The 19482-nt window shown below is 41.6% G+C and carries 18 protein-coding genes; 8 read left to right on the plus strand and 10 right to left on the minus strand.

Annotation, left to right across the window (positions count from 1 at the left end):
- Window positions 1-17: 17 nt before the first annotated feature.
- Both guaA and guaB read right to left on the minus strand, forming a co-directional pair.
- Complete coding sequence (gene guaA, locus LPA49_RS17765; protein ID WP_065978447.1) at window positions 18-1595, minus strand: glutamine-hydrolyzing GMP synthase; 1578 nt, start codon at window positions 1593-1595, stop codon at window positions 18-20.
- Window positions 1596-1696: 101 nt separating this feature from the next.
- Window positions 1697-3166, minus strand: a complete 1470-nt coding sequence (gene guaB, locus LPA49_RS17770) for an IMP dehydrogenase (protein ID WP_036970614.1) — start codon at window positions 3164-3166, stop codon at window positions 1697-1699.
- A 135-nt stretch (window positions 3167-3301) separates the two neighbouring features.
- Here guaB and xseA point away from each other — a divergent pair, with 135 nt between their 5' ends.
- Window positions 3302-4636, plus strand: coding sequence for an exodeoxyribonuclease VII large subunit (gene xseA, locus LPA49_RS17775; protein WP_036970617.1), 1335 nt, complete (start codon window positions 3302-3304; stop codon window positions 4634-4636).
- A gap of 11 nt (window positions 4637-4647) precedes the next feature.
- On the opposite strand, the gene LPA49_RS17780 is transcribed toward xseA, so the two are convergent.
- The 3 genes from LPA49_RS17780 to LPA49_RS17790 form a co-directional block, all read right to left on the minus strand.
- Window positions 4648-5307, minus strand: a complete 660-nt coding sequence (locus LPA49_RS17780) for a hypothetical protein (RefSeq protein ID WP_230237380.1) — start codon at window positions 5305-5307, stop codon at window positions 4648-4650.
- A 34-nt stretch (window positions 5308-5341) separates the two neighbouring features.
- Window positions 5342-6166: a serine O-acetyltransferase gene (gene cysE / locus LPA49_RS17785; protein ID WP_036970620.1), complete on the minus strand. Its 825-nt coding sequence runs from the start codon at window positions 6164-6166 to the stop codon at window positions 5342-5344.
- Between the two features lie 132 nt (window positions 6167-6298).
- Window positions 6299-6472: a hypothetical protein gene (locus LPA49_RS17790; RefSeq protein ID WP_155950843.1), complete on the minus strand. Its 174-nt coding sequence runs from the start codon at window positions 6470-6472 to the stop codon at window positions 6299-6301.
- A 32-nt stretch (window positions 6473-6504) separates the two neighbouring features.
- Between LPA49_RS17790 and LPA49_RS17795 the strand changes: the two genes are divergently transcribed.
- The 3 genes from LPA49_RS17795 to LPA49_RS17805 all read left to right on the plus strand — a co-directional run bounded on the left by LPA49_RS17795 (window position 6505) and on the right by LPA49_RS17805 (window position 8576).
- On the plus strand, window positions 6505-6909 hold the full coding sequence (locus LPA49_RS17795; protein WP_036970622.1) for a hypothetical protein: 405 nt from the start codon (window positions 6505-6507) through the stop codon (window positions 6907-6909).
- Window positions 6910-6912: 3 nt separating this feature from the next.
- Complete coding sequence (locus LPA49_RS17800) at window positions 6913-7230, plus strand: helix-turn-helix transcriptional regulator (RefSeq protein WP_036970624.1); 318 nt, start codon at window positions 6913-6915, stop codon at window positions 7228-7230.
- 404 nt (window positions 7231-7634) lie between these two features.
- Window positions 7635-8576 carry a sensor domain-containing diguanylate cyclase gene (locus LPA49_RS17805; protein WP_051501821.1) on the plus strand — a complete coding sequence of 314 codons (942 nt, stop codon included), beginning with the start codon at window positions 7635-7637 and terminating at the stop codon, window positions 8574-8576.
- A gap of 19 nt (window positions 8577-8595) precedes the next feature.
- Here the strand turns inward: LPA49_RS17805 and LPA49_RS17810 are convergent, their stop codons facing one another.
- Window positions 8596-11481, minus strand: coding sequence for a pitrilysin family protein (locus LPA49_RS17810; protein ID WP_230237382.1), 2886 nt, complete (start codon window positions 11479-11481; stop codon window positions 8596-8598).
- 257 nt (window positions 11482-11738) lie between these two features.
- Between LPA49_RS17810 and LPA49_RS17815 the strand changes: the two genes are divergently transcribed.
- Window positions 11739-12695, plus strand: a complete 957-nt coding sequence (locus LPA49_RS17815; RefSeq protein ID WP_230237384.1) for a methylenetetrahydrofolate reductase — start codon at window positions 11739-11741, stop codon at window positions 12693-12695.
- A gap of 206 nt (window positions 12696-12901) precedes the next feature.
- Here the strand turns inward: LPA49_RS17815 and LPA49_RS17820 are convergent, their stop codons facing one another.
- Both LPA49_RS17820 and LPA49_RS17825 read right to left on the minus strand, forming a co-directional pair.
- Window positions 12902-14137: a DEAD/DEAH box helicase gene (locus LPA49_RS17820; protein WP_036970629.1), complete on the minus strand. Its 1236-nt coding sequence runs from the start codon at window positions 14135-14137 to the stop codon at window positions 12902-12904.
- Between the two features lie 93 nt (window positions 14138-14230).
- Window positions 14231-14932, minus strand: a complete 702-nt coding sequence (locus LPA49_RS17825; protein WP_036970634.1) for a DUF3581 domain-containing protein — start codon at window positions 14930-14932, stop codon at window positions 14231-14233.
- Window positions 14933-15468: 536 nt separating this feature from the next.
- On the opposite strand from LPA49_RS17825, the gene LPA49_RS17830 reads away from it, so the two are divergent.
- The 3 genes from LPA49_RS17830 to LPA49_RS17840 are packed head-to-tail and all read left to right on the plus strand — an operon-like array spanning window position 15469 to window position 17746.
- Window positions 15469-15870, plus strand: coding sequence for a DUF3019 domain-containing protein (locus LPA49_RS17830; RefSeq protein ID WP_036970636.1), 402 nt, complete (start codon window positions 15469-15471; stop codon window positions 15868-15870).
- Complete coding sequence (locus tag LPA49_RS17835) at window positions 15870-16559, plus strand: response regulator transcription factor (RefSeq protein WP_036970639.1); 690 nt, start codon at window positions 15870-15872, stop codon at window positions 16557-16559. Before LPA49_RS17830 ends, LPA49_RS17835 begins: the two co-directional genes overlap by 1 nt.
- A complete protein-coding gene (locus LPA49_RS17840) occupies window positions 16556-17746 on the plus strand; it encodes an ATP-binding protein (protein WP_118844048.1) in 1191 nt (396 codons plus the stop codon). The genes LPA49_RS17835 and LPA49_RS17840 overlap by 4 nt, the downstream gene beginning before the upstream one ends.
- Here LPA49_RS17840 and LPA49_RS17845 read toward each other — a convergent pair.
- Together LPA49_RS17845 and LPA49_RS17850 are read right to left on the minus strand one after the other, a co-directional pair.
- A complete protein-coding gene (locus LPA49_RS17845) occupies window positions 17730-18572 on the minus strand; it encodes a MipA/OmpV family protein (RefSeq protein WP_199525480.1) in 843 nt (280 codons plus the stop codon). The genes LPA49_RS17840 and LPA49_RS17845 overlap by 17 nt on opposite strands.
- 512 nt (window positions 18573-19084) lie before the next feature.
- Window positions 19085-19482, minus strand: a 398-nt coding sequence (locus tag LPA49_RS17850) for a GlyGly-CTERM sorting domain-containing protein (RefSeq protein WP_230237386.1), incomplete at its 5' end; no start/stop codon positions are given.

Genomic DNA, 19482 nt, shown 5'->3' on the forward strand with positions numbered 1-19482 from the left:
TTACAGAAATAAAAGGATTATTCCCACTCGATAGTTGCAGGTGGCTTACCTGAAATATCGTAAACAACGCGTGAGATACCATCAATTTCATTAATGATACGGTTAGACACCACCCCCAAGAACTCATAAGGTAAGTGTGACCAACGTGCTGTCATAAAGTCGATTGTTTCTACACAACGCAGTGATACAACCCAATCATACTTACGCGCATCACCCATTACACCGACTGATTTAACAGGTAGGAATACCGTAAACGCTTGGCTTACTTTGTGGTAAAGCTCAGCTTTGTGTAGCTCTTCGATAAAGATAGCGTCTGCACGGCGAAGTAAATCACAGTATTCTTTCTTGATTTCGCCCAGTACACGTACACCTAAACCTGGCCCTGGGAATGGGTGACGGTAAAGCATGTCGTACGGTAAACCTAACTCAAGACCGATTTTACGTACTTCGTCTTTGAATAGCTCACGTAAAGGCTCAACAAGACCCATTTCCATGTCGTCTGGTAAACCACCTACGTTGTGGTGAGACTTGATTACGTGTGCTTTACCTGTTGCTGATGCAGCAGATTCGATCACGTCTGGGTAGATAGTACCTTGACCTAACCAACGTGCATTCTTCAGTTTCTTCGCTTCTGAATCAAATACTTTGATAAATGTATGACCAATTGCTTTACGCTTGTCTTCTGGGTCTGATTTACCGGCAAGATCTGCAAGGAATTGATCTTCAGCATCTACTTTGATGATGTTTAGGCCAAACTTGTTACCAAACATATCCATGACTTGTTGGCCTTCGTTTAAACGAAGTAAACCGTTATCAACAAATACACAAGTCAGCTTGTCGCCAATCGCACGGTGAATAAGCATCGCAACAACCGATGAATCAACACCACCTGAAAGACCTAAGATAACTTCATCGTCACCGACTGTTTCTTTAATTCGCTCAATCGCATCGTCGATGATTTTTGCAGGTGTCCAAAGCTTTTCACAGCCACAGATATCAATCGCAAAACGCTCAAGAAGACGAAGACCTTGGTGAGTATGTGTCACTTCTGGGTGGAATTGTACGCCGTAAAAACGCTTTTCTTCCCATGACATAGCAGCATGTGGACACGTTGATGTTTTAGCAGTCGTTTTGAAAGTATCAGGTACTTCCATTACTTTATCGCCGTGGCTCATCCATACATCAAGTACGCCTGCGCCGCCATCTGTAATGTGATCTTCAATAGCATCGAATAACGCACAGTTGCCTACTTTTTCAACTTGCGCATAACCAAACTCTTTCTTATCTGAGCTGTGTACACTTCCGCCAAGTTGCATTGCCATTGTTTGCATGCCGTAACAAATACCAAGTACAGGCACGCCTGCATTAAATACATACTCTGGAGCACGTGGGCTGTTATCAAGCGTTGTTGACTCAGGGCCACCCGACAAGATAATACCTTGTGGGTTAAACTCGCGGATTTGCTCTTCTGTTACATCCCAAGCCCACAGCTCACAGTAAACACCAATTTCACGTATACGACGTGCGATTAATTGCGTGTATTGCGAACCAAAATCTAAAATGAGAATTCGTGAATCGTGAATGTCTTTGCTCATGGAGTATCTCGTTAGTCAGGAACTGCTCTCCCACAGGGGAGATGAAAAATAAATAAGGGCTAGCATATGCTAGCCCATGTAATTTCAATACGTTACGGTTATTAACCTAAACGGTAGTTTGGCGCTTCTTTGGTGATTTGCACATCGTGAACATGTGATTCACCCATACCAGCCGACGTTACACGGACAAACTGAGGTTTAGTATTTAACTCTTCAATTGTCGCACAGCCAGTTAAGCCCATTGCACTGCGAAGACCACCCACTTGTTGGTGAATGATTGTCGCAATAGGTCCTTTATAAGCAACACGGCCTTCGATACCTTCAGGAACAAGCTTGTCTGCTTCGTTCGATTTCTGGAAGTAACGGTCTGATGAACCTTCTTTTTGGTTCATCGCACCAAGGCTACCCATACCACGGTATGACTTGTAGTAACGGCCTTGATATAGCTCAACTTCACCTGGTGCTTCTTCTGTACCCGCGAGCATTGAACCCACCATGACACATGATGCACCCGCAACCAGTGCTTTTACGATATCGCCAGAGAAACGAATACCACCGTCAGCAATAACAGGAATGTCACGGCCTTTTAAGCCTTCAACTGCATCTGAAATAGCGGTGATTTGTGGTACACCACATCCTGTAACGATACGTGTAGTACAGATAGAGCCTGGGCCAATGCCCACTTTAACGGCATCAACACCCGCATCAGCAAGGGCAATTGCACCTTCAGCTGTCGCAACGTTACCCGCTACGATTTGTAAATCTGGGTATGTTTGACGAGTTTGTGCAACACGGTCGATAACACCTTGTGAGTGACCATGAGAAGTATCGATAAGTAATACGTCAACACCGGCTTCAACAAGGGCAGCGATACGCTCATCAGTACCTGGGCCAACACCTACAGCAGCGCCTACACGTAAACGACCTTGCTCGTCTTTACATGCGTGAGGTTTGTCTTGTGCTTTTTGATAATCTTTTACAGTGATCATGCCTTTCAGTTTAAATGCATCATCAACTACAAGAATTTTTTCGATACGGTGCTCGTGCATGAGACCTAAAATTTCATCGCGGTCTGCACCTTCTTTTACAGTCACTAACGATTCTTTTTTCGTCATCACTGTAGAAACAGGCTGCTCAAGTTTAGTTTCAAAACGCATATCACGGCTTGTAACAATACCTACAAGGTTATTGTCAGCGTCGGTTACAGGGAAACCTGAAAAACCTTTTTCTTCTGAAAGCGCGATAGCATCAGCAATTGTTAGATCCGCAGTCACAGTAACAGGGAAAGAAACAATACCTGCCTCGTACGTTTTTACTTTACGTACGTTTTTAGCTTGCTCTTCGATTGTCATGTTTTTGTGGATAAAACCTAAACCGCCTTCTTGCGCTAGCGCAATCGCCAAGCGAGCTTCTGTTACAGTATCCATAGATGCTGAAACTAGCGGCAAGTTAAGTTTGATACCACGCGTTAAGCGAGTTGAAATATTTGCCGTGTGTGGCAAAACAGTAGAATGACCTGGTACTAAAAGTACGTCGTCAAAGGTAAGAGCTTCTTTAGCAATTCTAAGCATTTTGGCAACTTCTCACATGTGGATCTGAGTATAAGGAATTGCGGCCAAATTTTATCAGCGTTATGCGCATGAGTAAATAAAATTCCGCATTTATTTATGATAAAGTAGACGCAGTTTATTTTATTGGGGTTTTAAATGGCTTTAACGCACTCAACACAGCCTATTTATACGGTCTCGCGCCTAAATAAGGAAATTCGCCATGTTTTAGAGCAAGGCTTTTCATCACTTGTGTTAACAGGCGAGATTTCTAATTTTATTGCCCCGGCTTCAGGCCATTGGTATTTCACTTTAAAAGACGACAGAGCTCAAGTGAAAGCGGCTATGTGGCGAGGCAATAACCGTGGACAGACTTTTCGCCCAACAAATGGCGCGCAAGTCACAGTGCGTGCTCGGGTTTCATTGTACGAACCGCGCGGTGATTATCAACTCATTGTTGAGCATATGGCGCCGGCTGGTGAAGGGTTACTAAAACAAGAATTCGATGCACTGAAAATGCGCCTTGCCGCTGAAGGCCTTTTTAGTTCTGCACATAAAAAGCCCCTCCCCACTACGATAAACCGCGTTGGTGTCATTACCTCTGCGACCGGGGCTGCCATCCGCGATATTTTAACCGTTTTAAAGCGTCGCGCACCGCAGCTTGAAGTTGTGATTTACCCTGCCATGGTTCAAGGGGCTGATGCCCACAGCCAACTTATTGAAAAAATTAATATTGCTAACCAACGACATGAAGTTGATGTATTAATACTCGGTCGTGGCGGTGGCTCATTAGAAGATCTATGGTGCTTTAACAATGAACAACTCGCCCGCGCTATATTTGCCAGTGAATTACCTATTGTCAGCGCAGTTGGGCATGAGGTCGACACCACAATCAGTGATTATGTAGCCGATATACGTGCCGCTACACCTTCTGCCGCTGCCGAGCTTGTTAGCCCTAACACTCAGGAGCTACACAATAAAGTCAGTCAGTTAGTGAAGCATTTACACCATGCATTTAAACATACACTGTCTGTTAAACGCAGCACTGCGACACAGTTTGAACATCGTTTGCAGCTGTGTCATCCGCGTAACCAATTAAACCAGCAAACTCAAAAATTAGATGAGTTAACCCTCGCATTGCACAGCGCTATTAACGGTAAAATTCAGCATTATGAGCGCGTTCTTGCAAACTTAACACCGCGTTTAATGCAGCGTTCACCTGAAAAGCAGCTGGCCAGAAGCGAACATCAATTAGTGCAATTACATGGCCGTTTAACGCAAGCTATGCAACAACAGCTCTCAATCTCTCGTAACACCCTTTCACTGCAAGCAAGCCGTTTAGACTCGGTGAGTCCGCTAAGCGTGCTAGCACGTGGCTACAGCATCACTAAAAATGAGCACGGTCACGTTGTGAAGTCAGTGGCTGATATCAAATCAGGGGAATTATTGATAACTGAACTAGCGGACGGCCAATTAAAATCAAACGTGATCTAGCTGTGCGTTATTTACTGTTCAGTACTAACAATGATGCTCAGAGTATCGTCGCTTGATGTGGAAGAAGAGTATTTAAACTGCTTCCACCAGCCTTGCTCCATCAACTTATCGCTGATATTTCGCCAATAATGTGCAGGAAGTGAATCAACCCCTTCAGGCTGTTGCAATTTAAATTCACAGACGGAGGTTTTACAGTTGGCAACAGTCATATCTGGCTGTACAGGTAAATCGGCCATGATAAGAAAGTCTGCCATGGCCGTTTCTGTTTGATACGCCCATGCTTCATCACGCGCCTGCTCTTCTAATAAACTGTACAATGCCTTGGTACGCGAATTAATCTGTTGCGGTGAGACAACCGCCGCTTTGTAACTGGCTATAATTGTTTGTTGATTTGCCACTTGCTGCTGTAACTCTTCAATTTGTTGCACAAGCTCAGTTGCCGTAGCGGATTCTATAGGCGCCTTGTTGAGTGGCTCATTTTGAGCGCTCATGGTTTCAGGTTTTTTAATGCTCACAGATGAAGTTTCATGCGGTTCATAACCAGCAACACTCGGCGCTGCTGGCTCAATGTCAGACGTTGTTGTAGCAGAAAAAGATTGATAGAACGACATCGCAGCAGCGCCACATAAAAAAGACGCTGCACCGACTAACCCTAAAGATAATTTAGACACTTCCGTTGCCCTTTAAATAACAATGTAATTGAAATTACAACATAGCACTCGTATGCGATTCATTGCTAGGGGTGGCTGCACTGTCATCTAAAAAGTTTTGATTCATACTTTCTGCGGGGCATGGGCAGTTTGGTTTACCAACCACCTTAGCAGGCACCCCAACCACCGTTGTATGGGCAGGAACAGGACTCAATACCACAGAGTTTGCGCCGATACGCGCACCCTCACCGACTTCTATATTACCAAGTACTTTTGCACCCGCGCCAATTAAAACGCCTGCGCGAATTTTAGGATGGCGATCGCCTTGCTCATTACCCGTACCGCCTAATGTCACAGACTGTAGAATCGATACGTTATCTTCGATAACCGCGGTTTCACCAATTACAATCCCAGTTGCATGGTCAAACATAATACCATGACCGACTTTACAAGCAGGATGGATATCAACGCCAAATACTTCTGAGGTTCTACTTTGAATAAAGCGAGCAAGCTCTTTTCTGTTTTGCAGCCATAAACAATGTGCGAGTCGGTGTGCTTGTATTGCATGGAAGCCCTTTAAGTTAAGTATCACAGTTAAATAACTATCGGCTGCGGGGTCACGATCTTTAACAGCTTTTATGTCGTGGGCCACATGCGTTAGCATTAAGTCACATTTTACAAAGGCTTGGTCAAATAATTCACGAATAGTAAATGCTGACACGACGGCATCTGCCAGCTTATTAGCAACAATAAAACTCAGCGCCGACCCCAAACACTCATGATTTAACACACACGAGTAAACATGACTTGCTAATAATGGTTCGCGAGTAACGACTTCGTTTGCTTCTTCGCGAAGCTGTTGCCAAATTTCATGACGCATATTTTTGCCTTTCTGGTTGTACCTAACTGCTATGCCTTAAGTTTAACGGATTTGTAGCAAGATGTACTAACCCGTTGTTTATTTGTTCTGGTTATATCTAATAACCAGAGTGTCATCGCTACTTTTTTGTTATCAAACGGTTATTTTAGTGCAAGCCAATACGACAGTGACCGATACAACATCAATCGAACCACTTAAAATAATTCGCTTATATTTCAATAACAAAACCAATATGACATCTTGGCTGTCATATGCCAAAATAGGGACTGGCGTATCGCTGACGGCGTAAAAAACAAAAATAATCATTAAATTTACATCATCAACTTAACAAGGAAACGATGATGAAAAACGACGTACTAAACTCACATAAACTAGGTTATAAACTTTACTTTCAAGATGGTGATAACCAAATCGCATGCTTTGGTCACATCATGAGCGGCAAAGAAGAAATATATGTAAACGATGAATTGGTTAGTGAGAAGCGCAGCTTCGGCTTTAAAAGTCGTCACGACTTTAACTACCAAGATAATGCGTATGCAGTCGAATTTAAGATGCAAAATATGCTAACAGGCAAGCTTGAATGTTCGTTTTTTAAAGCTGGCAAATTGGTAAAGCAAAGCACGCAAACCGCACTGACTGATAACCCAAAACAAGTTGTTATGGTTACCTTAGGTTGCTTTATTGGGGGGGCAATTTTTGGTTTTGCCTTTATCACACTTATCGAGCCGTTTATTGGGAAGTAAGTGATGCAATTAAACCCTAATACAATTAAAACATTAAGGCTTAAGTTCGACTGGACACAGCAGCAGTTGGCCGACGCCTGTGATGTGAGCCTACGAACCATTCAACGTGTTGAAAAAGAAGGTGCGGCATCAAAAGAAACCACCATGAGCCTATGTGCGGTATTTGAAGTACGCCAAGGTGAGCTTATCAAACTAGACGATGAACCAGCCATTGAAAGCGAAGCAAAAGCAGTATCGAAGCAAAACTTGGCCGCAATTGTTGCAGCTTCATCGTGTGTTAGTTTTGCACTGGGTATGGCAACAGTATTTGTTATTTTTTAGGAGTGAACGATGAAAAAAGAACAGCGTGGTCACGCAGTACTCATCGCCTTTGTTGCAGCAACCTTGTTGTTAGCTATCGGCGTGGAAGTTGGCGCATTGTTATAACAAATAGATTGACTGTCAGAGTTGAGCCTTGCTGTGATTCCGGCAGAAAACTAAATAGCAAAACCTTAAAACCGACTCAACAGCCTCTCTATTACGTAAAACAGGTTACTTAAAAATATGAGTAACCTGTTTTACTGTTGTTTGAAGTATCGACTTATTCCCTGTTGTAACACCTTCACAATGCAGTAAAATGAACTGCGCAATAAATTAAGTGCTTCGGATTATTTTTTACATCAACAACAGTGAAAACTCAGCATTTATTGCTAATCTTAATTGAGTAGTCATGGTCAGGAACCAATGTGGTTGAATCAAAAGAATTTTTGAAATTAATACTTGATACCATCTCAGAGCATATCGTTGTTATCAATGAGCTGGGCGATATCATATTTGTTAATCGCAGTTGGCAAACGTTTGGCGATGAGAATAACTGTGACTGTGATATTCAATGGCAGAAACAAAATTACTTAGCTATCTGCAAGTCAGCCGCAATACAAGGCGATGATTTTGGAATAAAAGCCTTAGCAGGTCTCAATAAAGTCATCAATAATCAAGAACCTGAATTTTACTTAGAGTACCCTTGTCATAGCGACATCGAAAAACGCTGGTTTATGATGCGTGCTGTGCCACTGGAGTATAATGCGCAGCGTTTCGTGGTGATTAGTCATTTAAACATCACTGAACGAAAACTTGCAGAACAACAAGTTCAAGAGTTAGCGCATATTGATGGTCTGACACAAATTGCTAATCGACGTCATTTTGATGACTTTTATGAGCAAGAGTGGAGCCGCTGCATGCGACTCAAACTTCCCATATCGCTGGCGATGATTGATTTAGATAACTTCAAACTTCTCAATGATAACTTTGGCCATGTCGTTGGTGACACTTGCCTAAAAGAAGTCGCAAAAATACTGCCCGACTACGCGCGTAGACCTGGCGATTTATGTGCAAGATACGGTGGCGAAGAATTTATATTAGTGTTGGGAAATACTCACTGTTTACAGGCTCAAATGCTATTAACGCGTTTTATGGCCGAGCTTACAGCATTAAAGCTCCCCGAACTGGCTGGCCACCCTTTAACAGTCAGTATTGGTTTGGCAACACTTGTGCCAAACGTCGCTGATAATGCCATGCAATTGATCGAAATGGCCGATAATGCACTTTATCAAGCGAAGGATACTGGCCGCAACAAACTTGTTGTTGCTGATCACTACCCGCAAACAAATAAAGAAGAGTGCCCCTAAAGGAGCACTCTATTGTGTGTTATTGAAACACCTTTTCTACATCAACGACTGATATATTTTTCGCTGGAATAGCGAGCTTATAATCAGCAATCACGTTGTCTTCCGCGACAAGTTCTGCTGGTTTTTCTGCGTTATAAACCATAGGCGATGTTTGCTCTGACGCTAAGCGCTTTTGCATGTCTTTACCGTCACCTGTAATAAACACATAGTGAATATTGTCGGTTTGCAGATTCTCGCGAATAACACGGTTCACATCCTCAAGTGTTAGCTTTTCAAGCTTGCCACGTACATAGTCAACAAAGCTCTCTGTATTATAAAACTCACTATCTAGCGCGTAGCCTAGTTGGCGGTCTTGGCTTGCAACCATTTGTGGCACAAAGTTAATTAAGAAGTTGCGCGTTGCTTCAAAATCTTCTTTGCTGATGCCGTTTTTAATAAGCTTATCTAACTCGAATAACGCGGTACGGGTTGCAAAGTGCGCATCGTTATTAGAGCGCAATGGACGCAGCCATACTTGGAAAATTTGCTCAGAGCGGCCTAAGTTCGCATCAGGCTTAGTTTGGAACATACCACGTGGGAAGTATTCAATGTACGCATAGTCACCATAGTTCATACCACGGGTTTGACGAATACGCTGATACAAGAAGCTATTCGAACTTCTGTGCTCGCCAAAGTATGAACGCACTAGCCATAATGCAGTCCAATCTTCACTACTACGAATCGTCTCTATTGGGAAACCAAACGACACGGCTGTTGATTGCGCCGACTTTTCAACAATGGTGGCATGGTGACCACTCAGTGCTGGCGCATCGGGAATGACTAAACGGCTTTCTTTGCCTTCTGGCAGCGATGTTAAATCTTTTAGCATCGCCGATTTTACATCGCTTGGAATCGCACCAATTAAACCTACGGTTAGTTTTGATTGTGTGAATTGCTTGTCGTAAAACGCTTTTACATCATCAAGCGTCAATGCTTCCAGATCAGATAAGTCACCATAGTTATAGCTTTCGTATGGGTGGCCTTTATACAGTTGATGATAAAGCACTTCTTTACCGAGCTCTTCATCGTTTGATGCTTTAAGCCCCGCTTTAATGCTATCGATAAGCTCTTTTTTCAGGCGTTTGAAGTCATCTTCTCTAAAACCTGGGTTGAGTAATTGTTCACTCACAAGCGCATACCACTGTGTCGCATTGTCTTTGTGTACACGACCGCGCAACGAAATCATCTCTTTATCGATTTGATACCCAAAGCTACCCGCGAGTGGGTATAACGCTTTTTGAATGTCTTTATAGCTCATCGTTTCTGAGCCACCTTTCGCAAGCATGGCTGCCGTTAATGCGGCGACGCCTTTTTTACCTGCTGGATCGGCCGCGGCACCGGTATTAAATAACCAGTTAACATCAACCAATGGTGAACTGTTGGTTTTATCGAGCACTTTAAAATGACGCTCTGTTGGCGCTTGCTCTGTACTTGCAACGGCTGCGTTTAGGTCAACTTCTTGCTCAAATCCTGCCACGTTATCTAAAGCCGACATCGTCACTGTAGTTCGGCTTGAATCAACAAAGTATTTATTCGCTATCGCTTTAATGTCTTCTGGGGTGATGCTATCGGCAGTCGCATAGAGCTGATTGATTACCTCTGGATCACGCTCAAAATGCATGTAGCTTGCAAGTGTCGAGGCGATTGATTGCGATGAATCAAGCCCATTGATAAAGCTGTATTTTAAATTTGATTTTAAGTCTGCCAGTTTTTGGGCATCAACAAGCTCAGTGCGTGCTTGTACATATGTGCGGTTAATGGCATCACGTGCTTTTGCAAGATCGGCTTCGTTTTCTACTTTTACAAAGACATGCAATAACCCCGGATCTTTTGTATCAGGATTATAAGTGAACATTTGACTTGCGATTTGCTTATCAACCACCAATTCTTGATAAAGCGCTGAGTTATTTGAGAAATAAAGCTGTGAGATTAAATCAAGTGCGGCGCGATCTTTTTGCGTTGGATCCCACGCAGTGCCTTTATACGATACAAGCAACCAATGGCCTGGTAAACCGTCATTTTGCTCATGTATATATTTTGGCGCTTGTTGCTTTGGCTCTACTGGAATATCTGCTTGGTAATCACCTTTTTTCCAGTTACCCCAATGTTTTTTCACCATTGCCATGGTTTCTTGAGGGTCGACATCACCAACAATGACCAACGATACATATTCTGGTTTATAAAATTTTGCGAAAAACTCTTTCCCGTAAGCCATTTGATCTGGCATGGCTTCAATGTCTTCAAAAAAGCCCATCGTGGTGTGTTTATAAGTATGTTTCTCAAATGCTTCGTTACGCACTGCTGAAAGCAATTTACGAATTGGACTGGCATTATTTTTTAAGTACTCACCTTTCACTGTTAAGGCTTCTGTACGGAACTGTTCTTCGCTGTACGTGAGGTTTTGAAAGATATCAGCTTCAATTTCAAGCACTTTATCAAGGTGCTCTTTTGAGAAGTTTAAATGATAGTTGGTGTAATCATTAGTAGTATACGCGCGGTTATCAACACCCGAGTTTTTTAAAATATCTGAATACACGTCTTGTGGGAATTTTTCTGAGCCTTTAAACATCATGTGCTCAAAAAAGTGAGCAAAGCCCGTTTTGCCTTCTTCTACTTCGTTACGAGAACCTACCGACACGGGAATTTGTAATGAAACAACATCGGGGTAATCCGTTTTTACCACCATGACACGAAGACCATTTTCTAGTTCTTCTAAAACGTAATCTTGGCTAAATACACGGTTATCTTCTTGGCTGACAACCTGTTCTATTTCGACTTCTTTAACCATATTTGATTGTGAATTCGTCGCACACCCGCTAAGAGCAAGCGTTACAGCAACACTGGTCGCTAATAATCTAAATTTCATAATGATCCTTTAATTTTACTTGTTAGTTATTTTTCTCATAATCAGTTGTGTTTGATTATGCATGAAAGTACTGGAAAATATGAGGGTCAAGGGCACAATTAATGTAAACAGGTGTGTCAATTTAAGATAACACCCCACCACCAACTTGAATTAAATTCATGCTCATTGAAAAACTTTCAACAGAAAAATCTATCTAGACGTCTAAATGGCTGCTATATTATTTCCCATAGACGCAGGCACGAGCTGGAATGAGGATTATGGCTTTATCACTACAAGAGAAAATTGAAGACACCAATCAGGGTGTATACCTGATTGGTACCACACCGCCTAAATCAGGCACTGATAAAGCCATGCTTGAAACCATTGCACAAAAATTATTGGGTCGCCTTCATGAAATTGAATACGATGGTGTCATTATCTACGACATTCAAGATGAAAGCAGCCGTACAGAAAAGCCGCGTCCGTTTCCATTTAAAGAAACCGTAGACCCACGTGAGTACAGCCATTTGTTGCGTAGCCTTTCTCATTTAGATGTTATTACCTACAAAAGTGTTGCCCAGCGCAGTGAAGCTGAATTTACCGATTGGCTACACGAAACACGTAATGAGTTTGATTTAAAAAATCTAGTCTTGGTAGGCAGCCCATCTTCGCATGGTGATATCAAACTAAGTTTACCGGATGCTTATAACACCCTTGCTAAGCAAGACAATGATATGTTTCTTGGCGGTGTAACTATTGCTGAACGCCATGCAAGCAAACGTAACGAGCATGACCGTCTATTAGAAAAAACAGAGCAAGGTTGTAAGTTTTTTATTTCACAAGCTGTGTACAACGCACAAGCTACCATTGATTTAATCACTAGCTATGCACGTAGCTGCAAAGCGTTAGGCATCGCACCTAAGCGTATAATTTTAACGTTTACACCCTGTGGTGGTGAGAAAACGTTAGATTTTATGGAGTGGCTGGGTATCTCTGTACCGGAGGCAACAAAATGGCGCATGCTTGATTCTGCAAATCCATTGAGTGAGTCAGTACGCATTTGCCGTGAAAATCTTGACCTCATATTACAAAGCTGCGCACATTTAGCGGTGCCACTTGGTTTGAATATTGAGAGCTTAACAAACCGTAAAGAAGAAATTGATGCGTCAATTAATCTTTACCGCTTACTTAAAGCAACCATGGAATTAAACTTAGCCGAAAAACAAATCGCTTAAATAATGTGCGCGTTTATACCAATACGTTTAATTAACAGCGATTTTAAAACAAGAAAACGTGGTCGCTAGCAAAGAAAATGCGGGTAAGCATAACAGTTCATTAAACGCTTTTGTTCACCAAGCTAATGTACACACGACTTTATGCTATTAGCGTGTTGATTAGTGCTAATTTAGGCTCCCTTAAATTAGCACTGATACAGCTTAATCTATCGGCGCCTAGGATTTTTTTGCCCTAATATACGTTTTTTGTCACGAGAGCGTCGTGCCTTATTCGTGTTTTTTCGGACTTGTTTTGGCTCTTTTGTTAAATCAGGCTCGTACCCTGGCAGCCATTGTGGTGTTAAGCGTGTATCTAATAAAACATCAATTTCATCCAGTAACCATTGCTCATCAATACTCACCAATGACATGGCCAACCCTGTTTCACCTGCTCGTCCTGTCCGCCCTATACGGTGAACATAGTCCTCTGCAACATAAGGTAGTTCGTAGTTAATCACATACTTTAATGAGGCGATATCAAGGCCACGCGCCGCAACATCTGTAGCGACAAGTACTCGAGTGACACCCGTTTTAAAATTTTGCAGCGCTTTGTCTCGCGCCCCTTGGCTTTTATCGCCGTGAATAGACTCTGTTTTTAAGCCATCCTTACACATTTCTTTTGCCAGACTATCGGCCGTTTGTTTAGTGCGGGTGAATATAAGTACTTGTTGCCAATTTTTCATGCCGATCATATGTGAAACGAGTTCGCGTTTACGATCCTCATCAACCGCATACACAATCTGCTCAACTTCAACAGCAGCCGAATTGCGTTTATCAACCTCAACTAACTTAGGATCATTCAACAACTGTTTACTTAGCTCAAAAATGCTGTCATCAAATGTGGCTGAAAAGAGTAAGGTTTGGCGCTGTTTTGGAACATGACGAAGAATACGCTTTATTTCATCAATGAACCCCATATCAAGCATGCGATCTGCTTCATCAAAAACAAGGGCACTAATGGCAGATAATTTAATGCTCCCTTTAATCACATGATCAAGTAATCGTCCTGGTGTAGCCACCACAACTTGCGCACCTTTAATGGCTTTAATTTGTGGGCCAATACTGGCGCCGCCATAAGCAAGCGCGGCTTTAATAGGTGTATTAGCTGCATAACGCTCAACACTGGCAAATACTTGCTGTGCAAGCTCTCGCGTTGGTGTCAGGATTAAAACTTTTACAGCCTCGGGCAGCGGCTCTTCACGCAATAAGTTATCAAGCAGTGGTAATACAAAGGCAGCTGTTTTACCCGTGCCTGTTTGTGCACTTCCCATAACATCAACCCCGGCTAAAATAAGCGGGATAGTTTGGCTTTGAATAGCCGTTGGGGTGTGATAATTCTCTGCTTGCAATGCTGAAAGGAGTTCAGGCGCAAGGTTTAACTCTGAAAAGCTGGTTACTGACATGATAGGGTGCACAATTACTGTAAAACGTCTATTGTACGCGCAACACTAAAAACAAAAAAGGCGCTAAAGCGCCTTTTCTTACAAGCGTTGCCGTTATGCAGGTTTAAGTGTTTCTTTGCGTTGATTATAAAACGCAATCAAATCATCCACGGTTGCTTGGCAGTATTCACGAATACCTGACACCACCATGTGCTTTTCGCCTGACCCGACTTTTTCACCCTTTTCTAATAAATCGAAACGTAAGGTGATTTTTCCTCGCTTACCTGTATAAGTGAAATCAGGCTCCGCGAATTGCAGCGCTGGTGACGTAATATCAAGTCGGTCTAAATTAATGAGCATTGACTCATAGATAACCATAGGTCGTGCTGGATTGATCATTACATCTTGCTTACCCATTAATGGAATGATCACATGCGGGAAAGTGGTACCAGAAAACTCAACGTAGTTTTTAATTAAGCTATTGATCAAATCTGGACATTGACTGACCGCCCCCTCACGTTTCACTTTAAGCATTACTTTATCGCCATCAGTGATATCAAATTCATCGGCGCCTTCTGGAAAAGAGAGCTTTGATGTCTCATCAACCATACCAGCAAAAGTGAATTCCATCTTTTCGCTGATCCCGTAACGGCTGAGTACAAGCGAAAAAAGTAAATCGCCAGGTACACAAAACTTTTTGGCATCTTTGTCGTGTAACGGATTAAAGTCATCTGCCACGGACTTAGCAAAACGACAACCTTGCTCACGAGTAATAGAGACGTAATCAGCATGTTGCTGATAAAATGGACTTAACATAATTGTTCACTGCTTAAACTGCTTATAACCTGCCTATACTACCAGAAAAATTTATAGGAGAGGTCGAATCTGTTAAATATAAGTCACACGCTCAGCGAGAGTTTAGCTACAATTACTAAAATGTTGGTTTTTATATCTAAAATGAACTTTGTATCAATTTGTACGCAACAGTTAACAAATGAACAACAATAGTGAACACTAAAGCAGCGCCAGAGCGTAATGAAAAGTTATTAATTTTAACTAAATATAAATTCAGATTCTATTTTAAAACAAGGCGCTAACTTAGAAGTCGCGACAAAAACACAAATAGGTCTGAAAGCGCTGGCAGTTCTTAGTGCTATTTGTGGCGGGAACGGTAAATAAGGTATGATGAACACGTTTTTTATCGTGTAATTGCCACTCATAGGCTGCATAATCATAATTATAATAAGCGGCATAAAAATGAGCTCTCATATTGAGATAGGTACGTTACACCAACGTTCAATGGTTAATATTACTTTGAAAAAAAGACTTTTAGAAAACAGGGGCTTGGTTAAATGATAAACCGATTAAGCTGGTCATTACTGTTTTTATGTTTGTGCTTTTCAGCAAATTTGCTGGCCGATGAAAGTACAGACCAGCCTTTTTTTAAAGTATCACCCATTGTGTGTGTAACAGATACAAAACAAAAAGTATGTGAATTTAATATTCAAGTTCACTTTAGGTTAGCCCCATTTAAAGAACTTTGCTTAGAGGTAACACAACGCCCACAGTACACACAGTGCTATACACAAAACGGCTTAATTATTGAAAAATTTATAATAAAAACCGAGCACCCGCTGACTGTTAAACTAATAAATCCGATAAACAATGAAGTTGTTCAACAACAATTACTTTCAATAGCAAACTATGAAGCTAAAGATTATCGTATTAAACGGCGTTTTGGCTGGAGTTTATAATGCACCATATTTTTTTGATTGAAGATGATGTAAAGCTAGCTAGCTTAATTCAAACGTATTTATTGAAGCATGGCTACACAATTGATGTTTTTAATACAGCAAAGGCATATCGCCAAAGCGAAATTACCTTTATTCCATCACTTATTATCTGCGACATAATGCTCCCAGATGGTAATGGTTTTGAACTAATTTCGCAGCTGAAAGAAAAGTTCAGCTGTCCGGTGATCTTTTTAACCGCCTTAGATTCAGTGCAATCACAAATTAAAGGGTTAGATTTGGGCGCCTATGACTATCTTTTAAAACCAATCAAGCCTGAATTACTACTGGCCAAAATTAAAACCATAATTACCCACTCTGTTGGCCAAGATAACTTTTCTAAGCAAAACGATATTTTACGCATCGATAATAAAAAAAGAGATATCTTTTTCCATAACACAGCGCTTAACCTGAACGACAGTGAATTTGAAATTATTGCCTACCTTGCCAAAAACTCACCGCAACCCGTTTCACGTGAAGTCTTGTTCAAACATATTATCGGTCGTGAGTACGACGGACTTGACCGTGCTATCGATTTAAAAATCAGTCGACTCAGGAAAAAACTAAAAGAAACCATTAAAGATCATAAAGAATCTTTAGATATCAAGTCTGTGCGAGGTAAAGGATACAGCTTGGATATTTCAGAAATATGAAGCAGCAGTTTTTTAAACTTTATTTAATCATCACCGTAAGTTTAATTGCCTTAGTGCTTGCATTTGGCCAACTCTATAATCAGTTTTTCTTAGAGCAAACCCCTAGTATTCAACTCAGTGTGGATGAATTAGCACTCATCGCTCAACATAAAGACACGCGTATTAACGCATTTAATCAAAATGAGTTAATTTTACCTGACTCTTTACAGGCATCATTCGACAGAGATGGCATTATCAGTGTCAATGAAAACGGCCAACAATTTGTTTATTTGAAGAGCGATAATGGTGCAATACAAAGAGTCGGCCCTATTACGCTTATTTCACAAAGTAAAAATGACTGGCTCGCTTTTTTTGCATTTTACATTTTGCTTGCAGCCATGATCTTAGCCTTTATTCGCCCTGTATTTCGTGATTTGGGGTTATTGCAACGTGCCGCATACCGTTTCAGTAAAAAGCCGCAACGTATTGAGCTGGATATCAAACCAAACTCCTCCATTGCGCCTTTAGCAAATACCTTTACTCATATGTCTGATCGCATCACACAGTTTGTACAACTTCATAATGATTTATCACGCATTATTTCCCATGAGATTCGTACCCCACTCTCGCGAATGCGCTTTGCACTGTCGATTTCTGAATGTGAAACAGAAGAAAGTATTCAAATAGAACGCGATATCGATGAAATTGAATTACGCCTTGAACAATATTTGTCATTTGCACGATTAGAGCATCAACAAAGTGTCTTTAATCAAGAGAAAACCAACCTGACAAGGTTGATTGAGACTGAGATCCACAAATTTGAACTCTACAAAGAGCTTAAGTTTAGCGTTAAATTAGACGTAATAAATGCCTATTGCGAAGCAAGTTTTATGGCCATTGCCGTTCAAAACTTGCTGATTAATGCCACTAAGTACGCAAAACACACCATTTTAATACACAGCGCGGAAGAAAGTGATTTTTATACCATTAGTGTGACTGATGACGGGCCCGGACTGCCTATAAATGCTGACGCACTCATAGAGCCTTTTAAACAAGGTGAAGGGGATAAACTCGCAAGCGGCTATGGGTTAGGGCTCTACATTGTGCATCGCATTGCCAGCTGGCATGGTGGGGTCATAACACTTGCAAACAACACAGACACCGGTGGGGCTGAAATTGCAATACGCTGGCCTAAAAGTGGTAAGTAATTCCAGCAAAACCCGAAAAGTAACCATTTTTTTCGATCATGTGTGAACGTGCCAAATGGCTATCAAGCCACGTGTGTTTAAGCTTAAAGTCGATACTAAAACTGTCACTCAGTGGGTATACGTAACTCACTTTTAAGTGATAATTAACCGCACTCTCTAAATCATATTTAGGTAAGCGAACCACACTTTCTGATGGTAAAACGGTGTAGTAATAATCGATTAATTCTTCATTCTTATAGGTCGCGCCGGCCTCTATACCCGCGATACCCGAAAACAATTTAAATTCACGAGAGCCAGTCAAAAGTAATTCATAACCGTCATGTACATGCGTTACATCGTGAAAATATGCAGCACTTAACCACACAGAGTCGTACACGTTTACCGCTGAGGCTACCCCTGCCATATACGATAAATCACGTTCAATGGGGGTCAGGTTTATTGGTGAAGCTGAGGGTCTTGTTGGTCTATCAGTGCCTGTTCTAATAACACCCGTGGCATACAGTTTATCGATACCATCCAACTCAAAAAAGAAACCATCATCGTTAAAGCGGCCGAGTAAATCGACATAGAAATCTGGGGTTTCGATTAAGCTGTAACCAAGCGAAAAGTCGTCGAAGTACCAATCATCACCATAATAAGCCACGCTTGGTAAAACAGGAGACGTGACGTTATCCGCACCAAGAACAGGGTTCTCTATACCACCGTATCCTAGTGTAATACTGGCATGAATTGTCGACTTTTTTATCAACTGTGGTTGTTTTACATCTCCCTGCGCATAAGCGATAGACGTCGTTAAACAACACAGTAAGCCAAGCAATTTTTTCATCAACTTAATTCACCTTAATAGCATTATTAATGATTATAATGATGCCTAAACACGATTAATAACCCACAGGTTTCCACCCTTCTGGGTGCGATCATAGCGTTTGCACACATTTTTGTATAATTTTTTCACTCAACAACTATGTTAATGCGGGGCTAATCCCTCACTTACTTCAAACTAACACACTGAAAAAAATATGAAATACTCTGTACATTTTGCTACAGAGGATTTTCAATCGTTTTATTACTTTTAGTTATAAGATAAAAACCCATCTTTCTAAGATGACTTATTTTCCCTTACAAAAGAGTAACATAAACACTCACCTTCCCTAAAAACCCCCTTTTACAATCTGGCTTTTGCCCCCATTTTTAATTAACTGCAAACGTTAATAAAACAGCCTGACTAAAAAGCGAAGTAAACACGACATATAGGCCACATCCTTTTATGTTGAGCAGAGTACACAAACGAAAAAAGGGCCCGAAGGCCCTTTGTCACATAACACACTTAGGGAGTGATTAGCTGCGCTTTGCTTTACGGCGTCTTAAGCCTGCAAAACCTGCCATTAGAAGTGTTAGCCATGCAAGTGAGCCGCTTGAGCTCGACTTCGCTTCTACTTCAGGTTGTACCGTCACTTCTTGCGCAGTAACAGTTACTGAAACACCTAACTCCATCGCGTCAACACCATCGCTTACTGTTACTGTAAATTGATGCTCTCCAACGCTTAAACCAGACACTTCTGTAACTGCTGATGTCGGGCTTGCTATTACACCAGGACCTTCCCATGAGAAAGTTAACTCATCATTATCTAAATCATGTGATGCCGATGCATCAAGGGTTAGTACGCCGCCTTCCGTCATTTGTTGAGCACTTGCTTCAACTGAAACGACGGGTGCGTCATTTAAACCTTCAACCG

The organism is Pseudoalteromonas sp. MB41 (genome assembly GCF_020966275.1).
Classification (GTDB): Bacteria; Pseudomonadota; Gammaproteobacteria; order Enterobacterales; family Alteromonadaceae; genus Pseudoalteromonas; species Pseudoalteromonas lipolytica.

What these genes read in the sequence shown, in the direction of transcription:
- guaA (WP_065978447.1), bottom strand. Translation starts at nt 1,595, where the DNA reads ATGAGCAAAGACATTCACGATTCACGAATTCTCATTTTAGATTTTGGT.
- guaB (WP_036970614.1), bottom strand. Translation starts at nt 3,166, where the DNA reads ATGCTTAGAATTGCTAAAGAAGCTCTTACCTTTGACGACGTACTTTTA.
- xseA (WP_036970617.1), top strand. Translation starts at nt 3,302, where the DNA reads ATGGCTTTAACGCACTCAACACAGCCTATTTATACGGTCTCGCGCCTA.
- cysE (WP_036970620.1), bottom strand. Translation starts at nt 6,166, where the DNA reads ATGCGTCATGAAATTTGGCAACAGCTTCGCGAAGAAGCAAACGAAGTC.
- LPA49_RS17790 (WP_155950843.1), bottom strand. Translation starts at nt 6,472, where the DNA reads ATGATTATTTTTGTTTTTTACGCCGTCAGCGATACGCCAGTCCCTATT.
- LPA49_RS17795 (WP_036970622.1), top strand. Translation starts at nt 6,505, where the DNA reads ATGATGAAAAACGACGTACTAAACTCACATAAACTAGGTTATAAACTT.
- LPA49_RS17800 (WP_036970624.1), top strand. Translation starts at nt 6,913, where the DNA reads ATGCAATTAAACCCTAATACAATTAAAACATTAAGGCTTAAGTTCGAC.
- LPA49_RS17810 (WP_230237382.1), bottom strand. Translation starts at nt 11,481, where the DNA reads ATGAAATTTAGATTATTAGCGACCAGTGTTGCTGTAACGCTTGCTCTT.
- LPA49_RS17815 (WP_230237384.1), top strand. Translation starts at nt 11,739, where the DNA reads ATGGCTTTATCACTACAAGAGAAAATTGAAGACACCAATCAGGGTGTA.
- LPA49_RS17820 (WP_036970629.1), bottom strand. Translation starts at nt 14,137, where the DNA reads ATGTCAGTAACCAGCTTTTCAGAGTTAAACCTTGCGCCTGAACTCCTT.
- LPA49_RS17825 (WP_036970634.1), bottom strand. Translation starts at nt 14,932, where the DNA reads ATGTTAAGTCCATTTTATCAGCAACATGCTGATTACGTCTCTATTACT.
- LPA49_RS17830 (WP_036970636.1), top strand. Translation starts at nt 15,469, where the DNA reads ATGATAAACCGATTAAGCTGGTCATTACTGTTTTTATGTTTGTGCTTT.
- LPA49_RS17835 (WP_036970639.1), top strand. Translation starts at nt 15,870, where the DNA reads ATGCACCATATTTTTTTGATTGAAGATGATGTAAAGCTAGCTAGCTTA.
- LPA49_RS17840 (WP_118844048.1), top strand. Translation starts at nt 16,556, where the DNA reads ATGAAGCAGCAGTTTTTTAAACTTTATTTAATCATCACCGTAAGTTTA.
- LPA49_RS17845 (WP_199525480.1), bottom strand. Translation starts at nt 18,572, where the DNA reads ATGAAAAAATTGCTTGGCTTACTGTGTTGTTTAACGACGTCTATCGCT.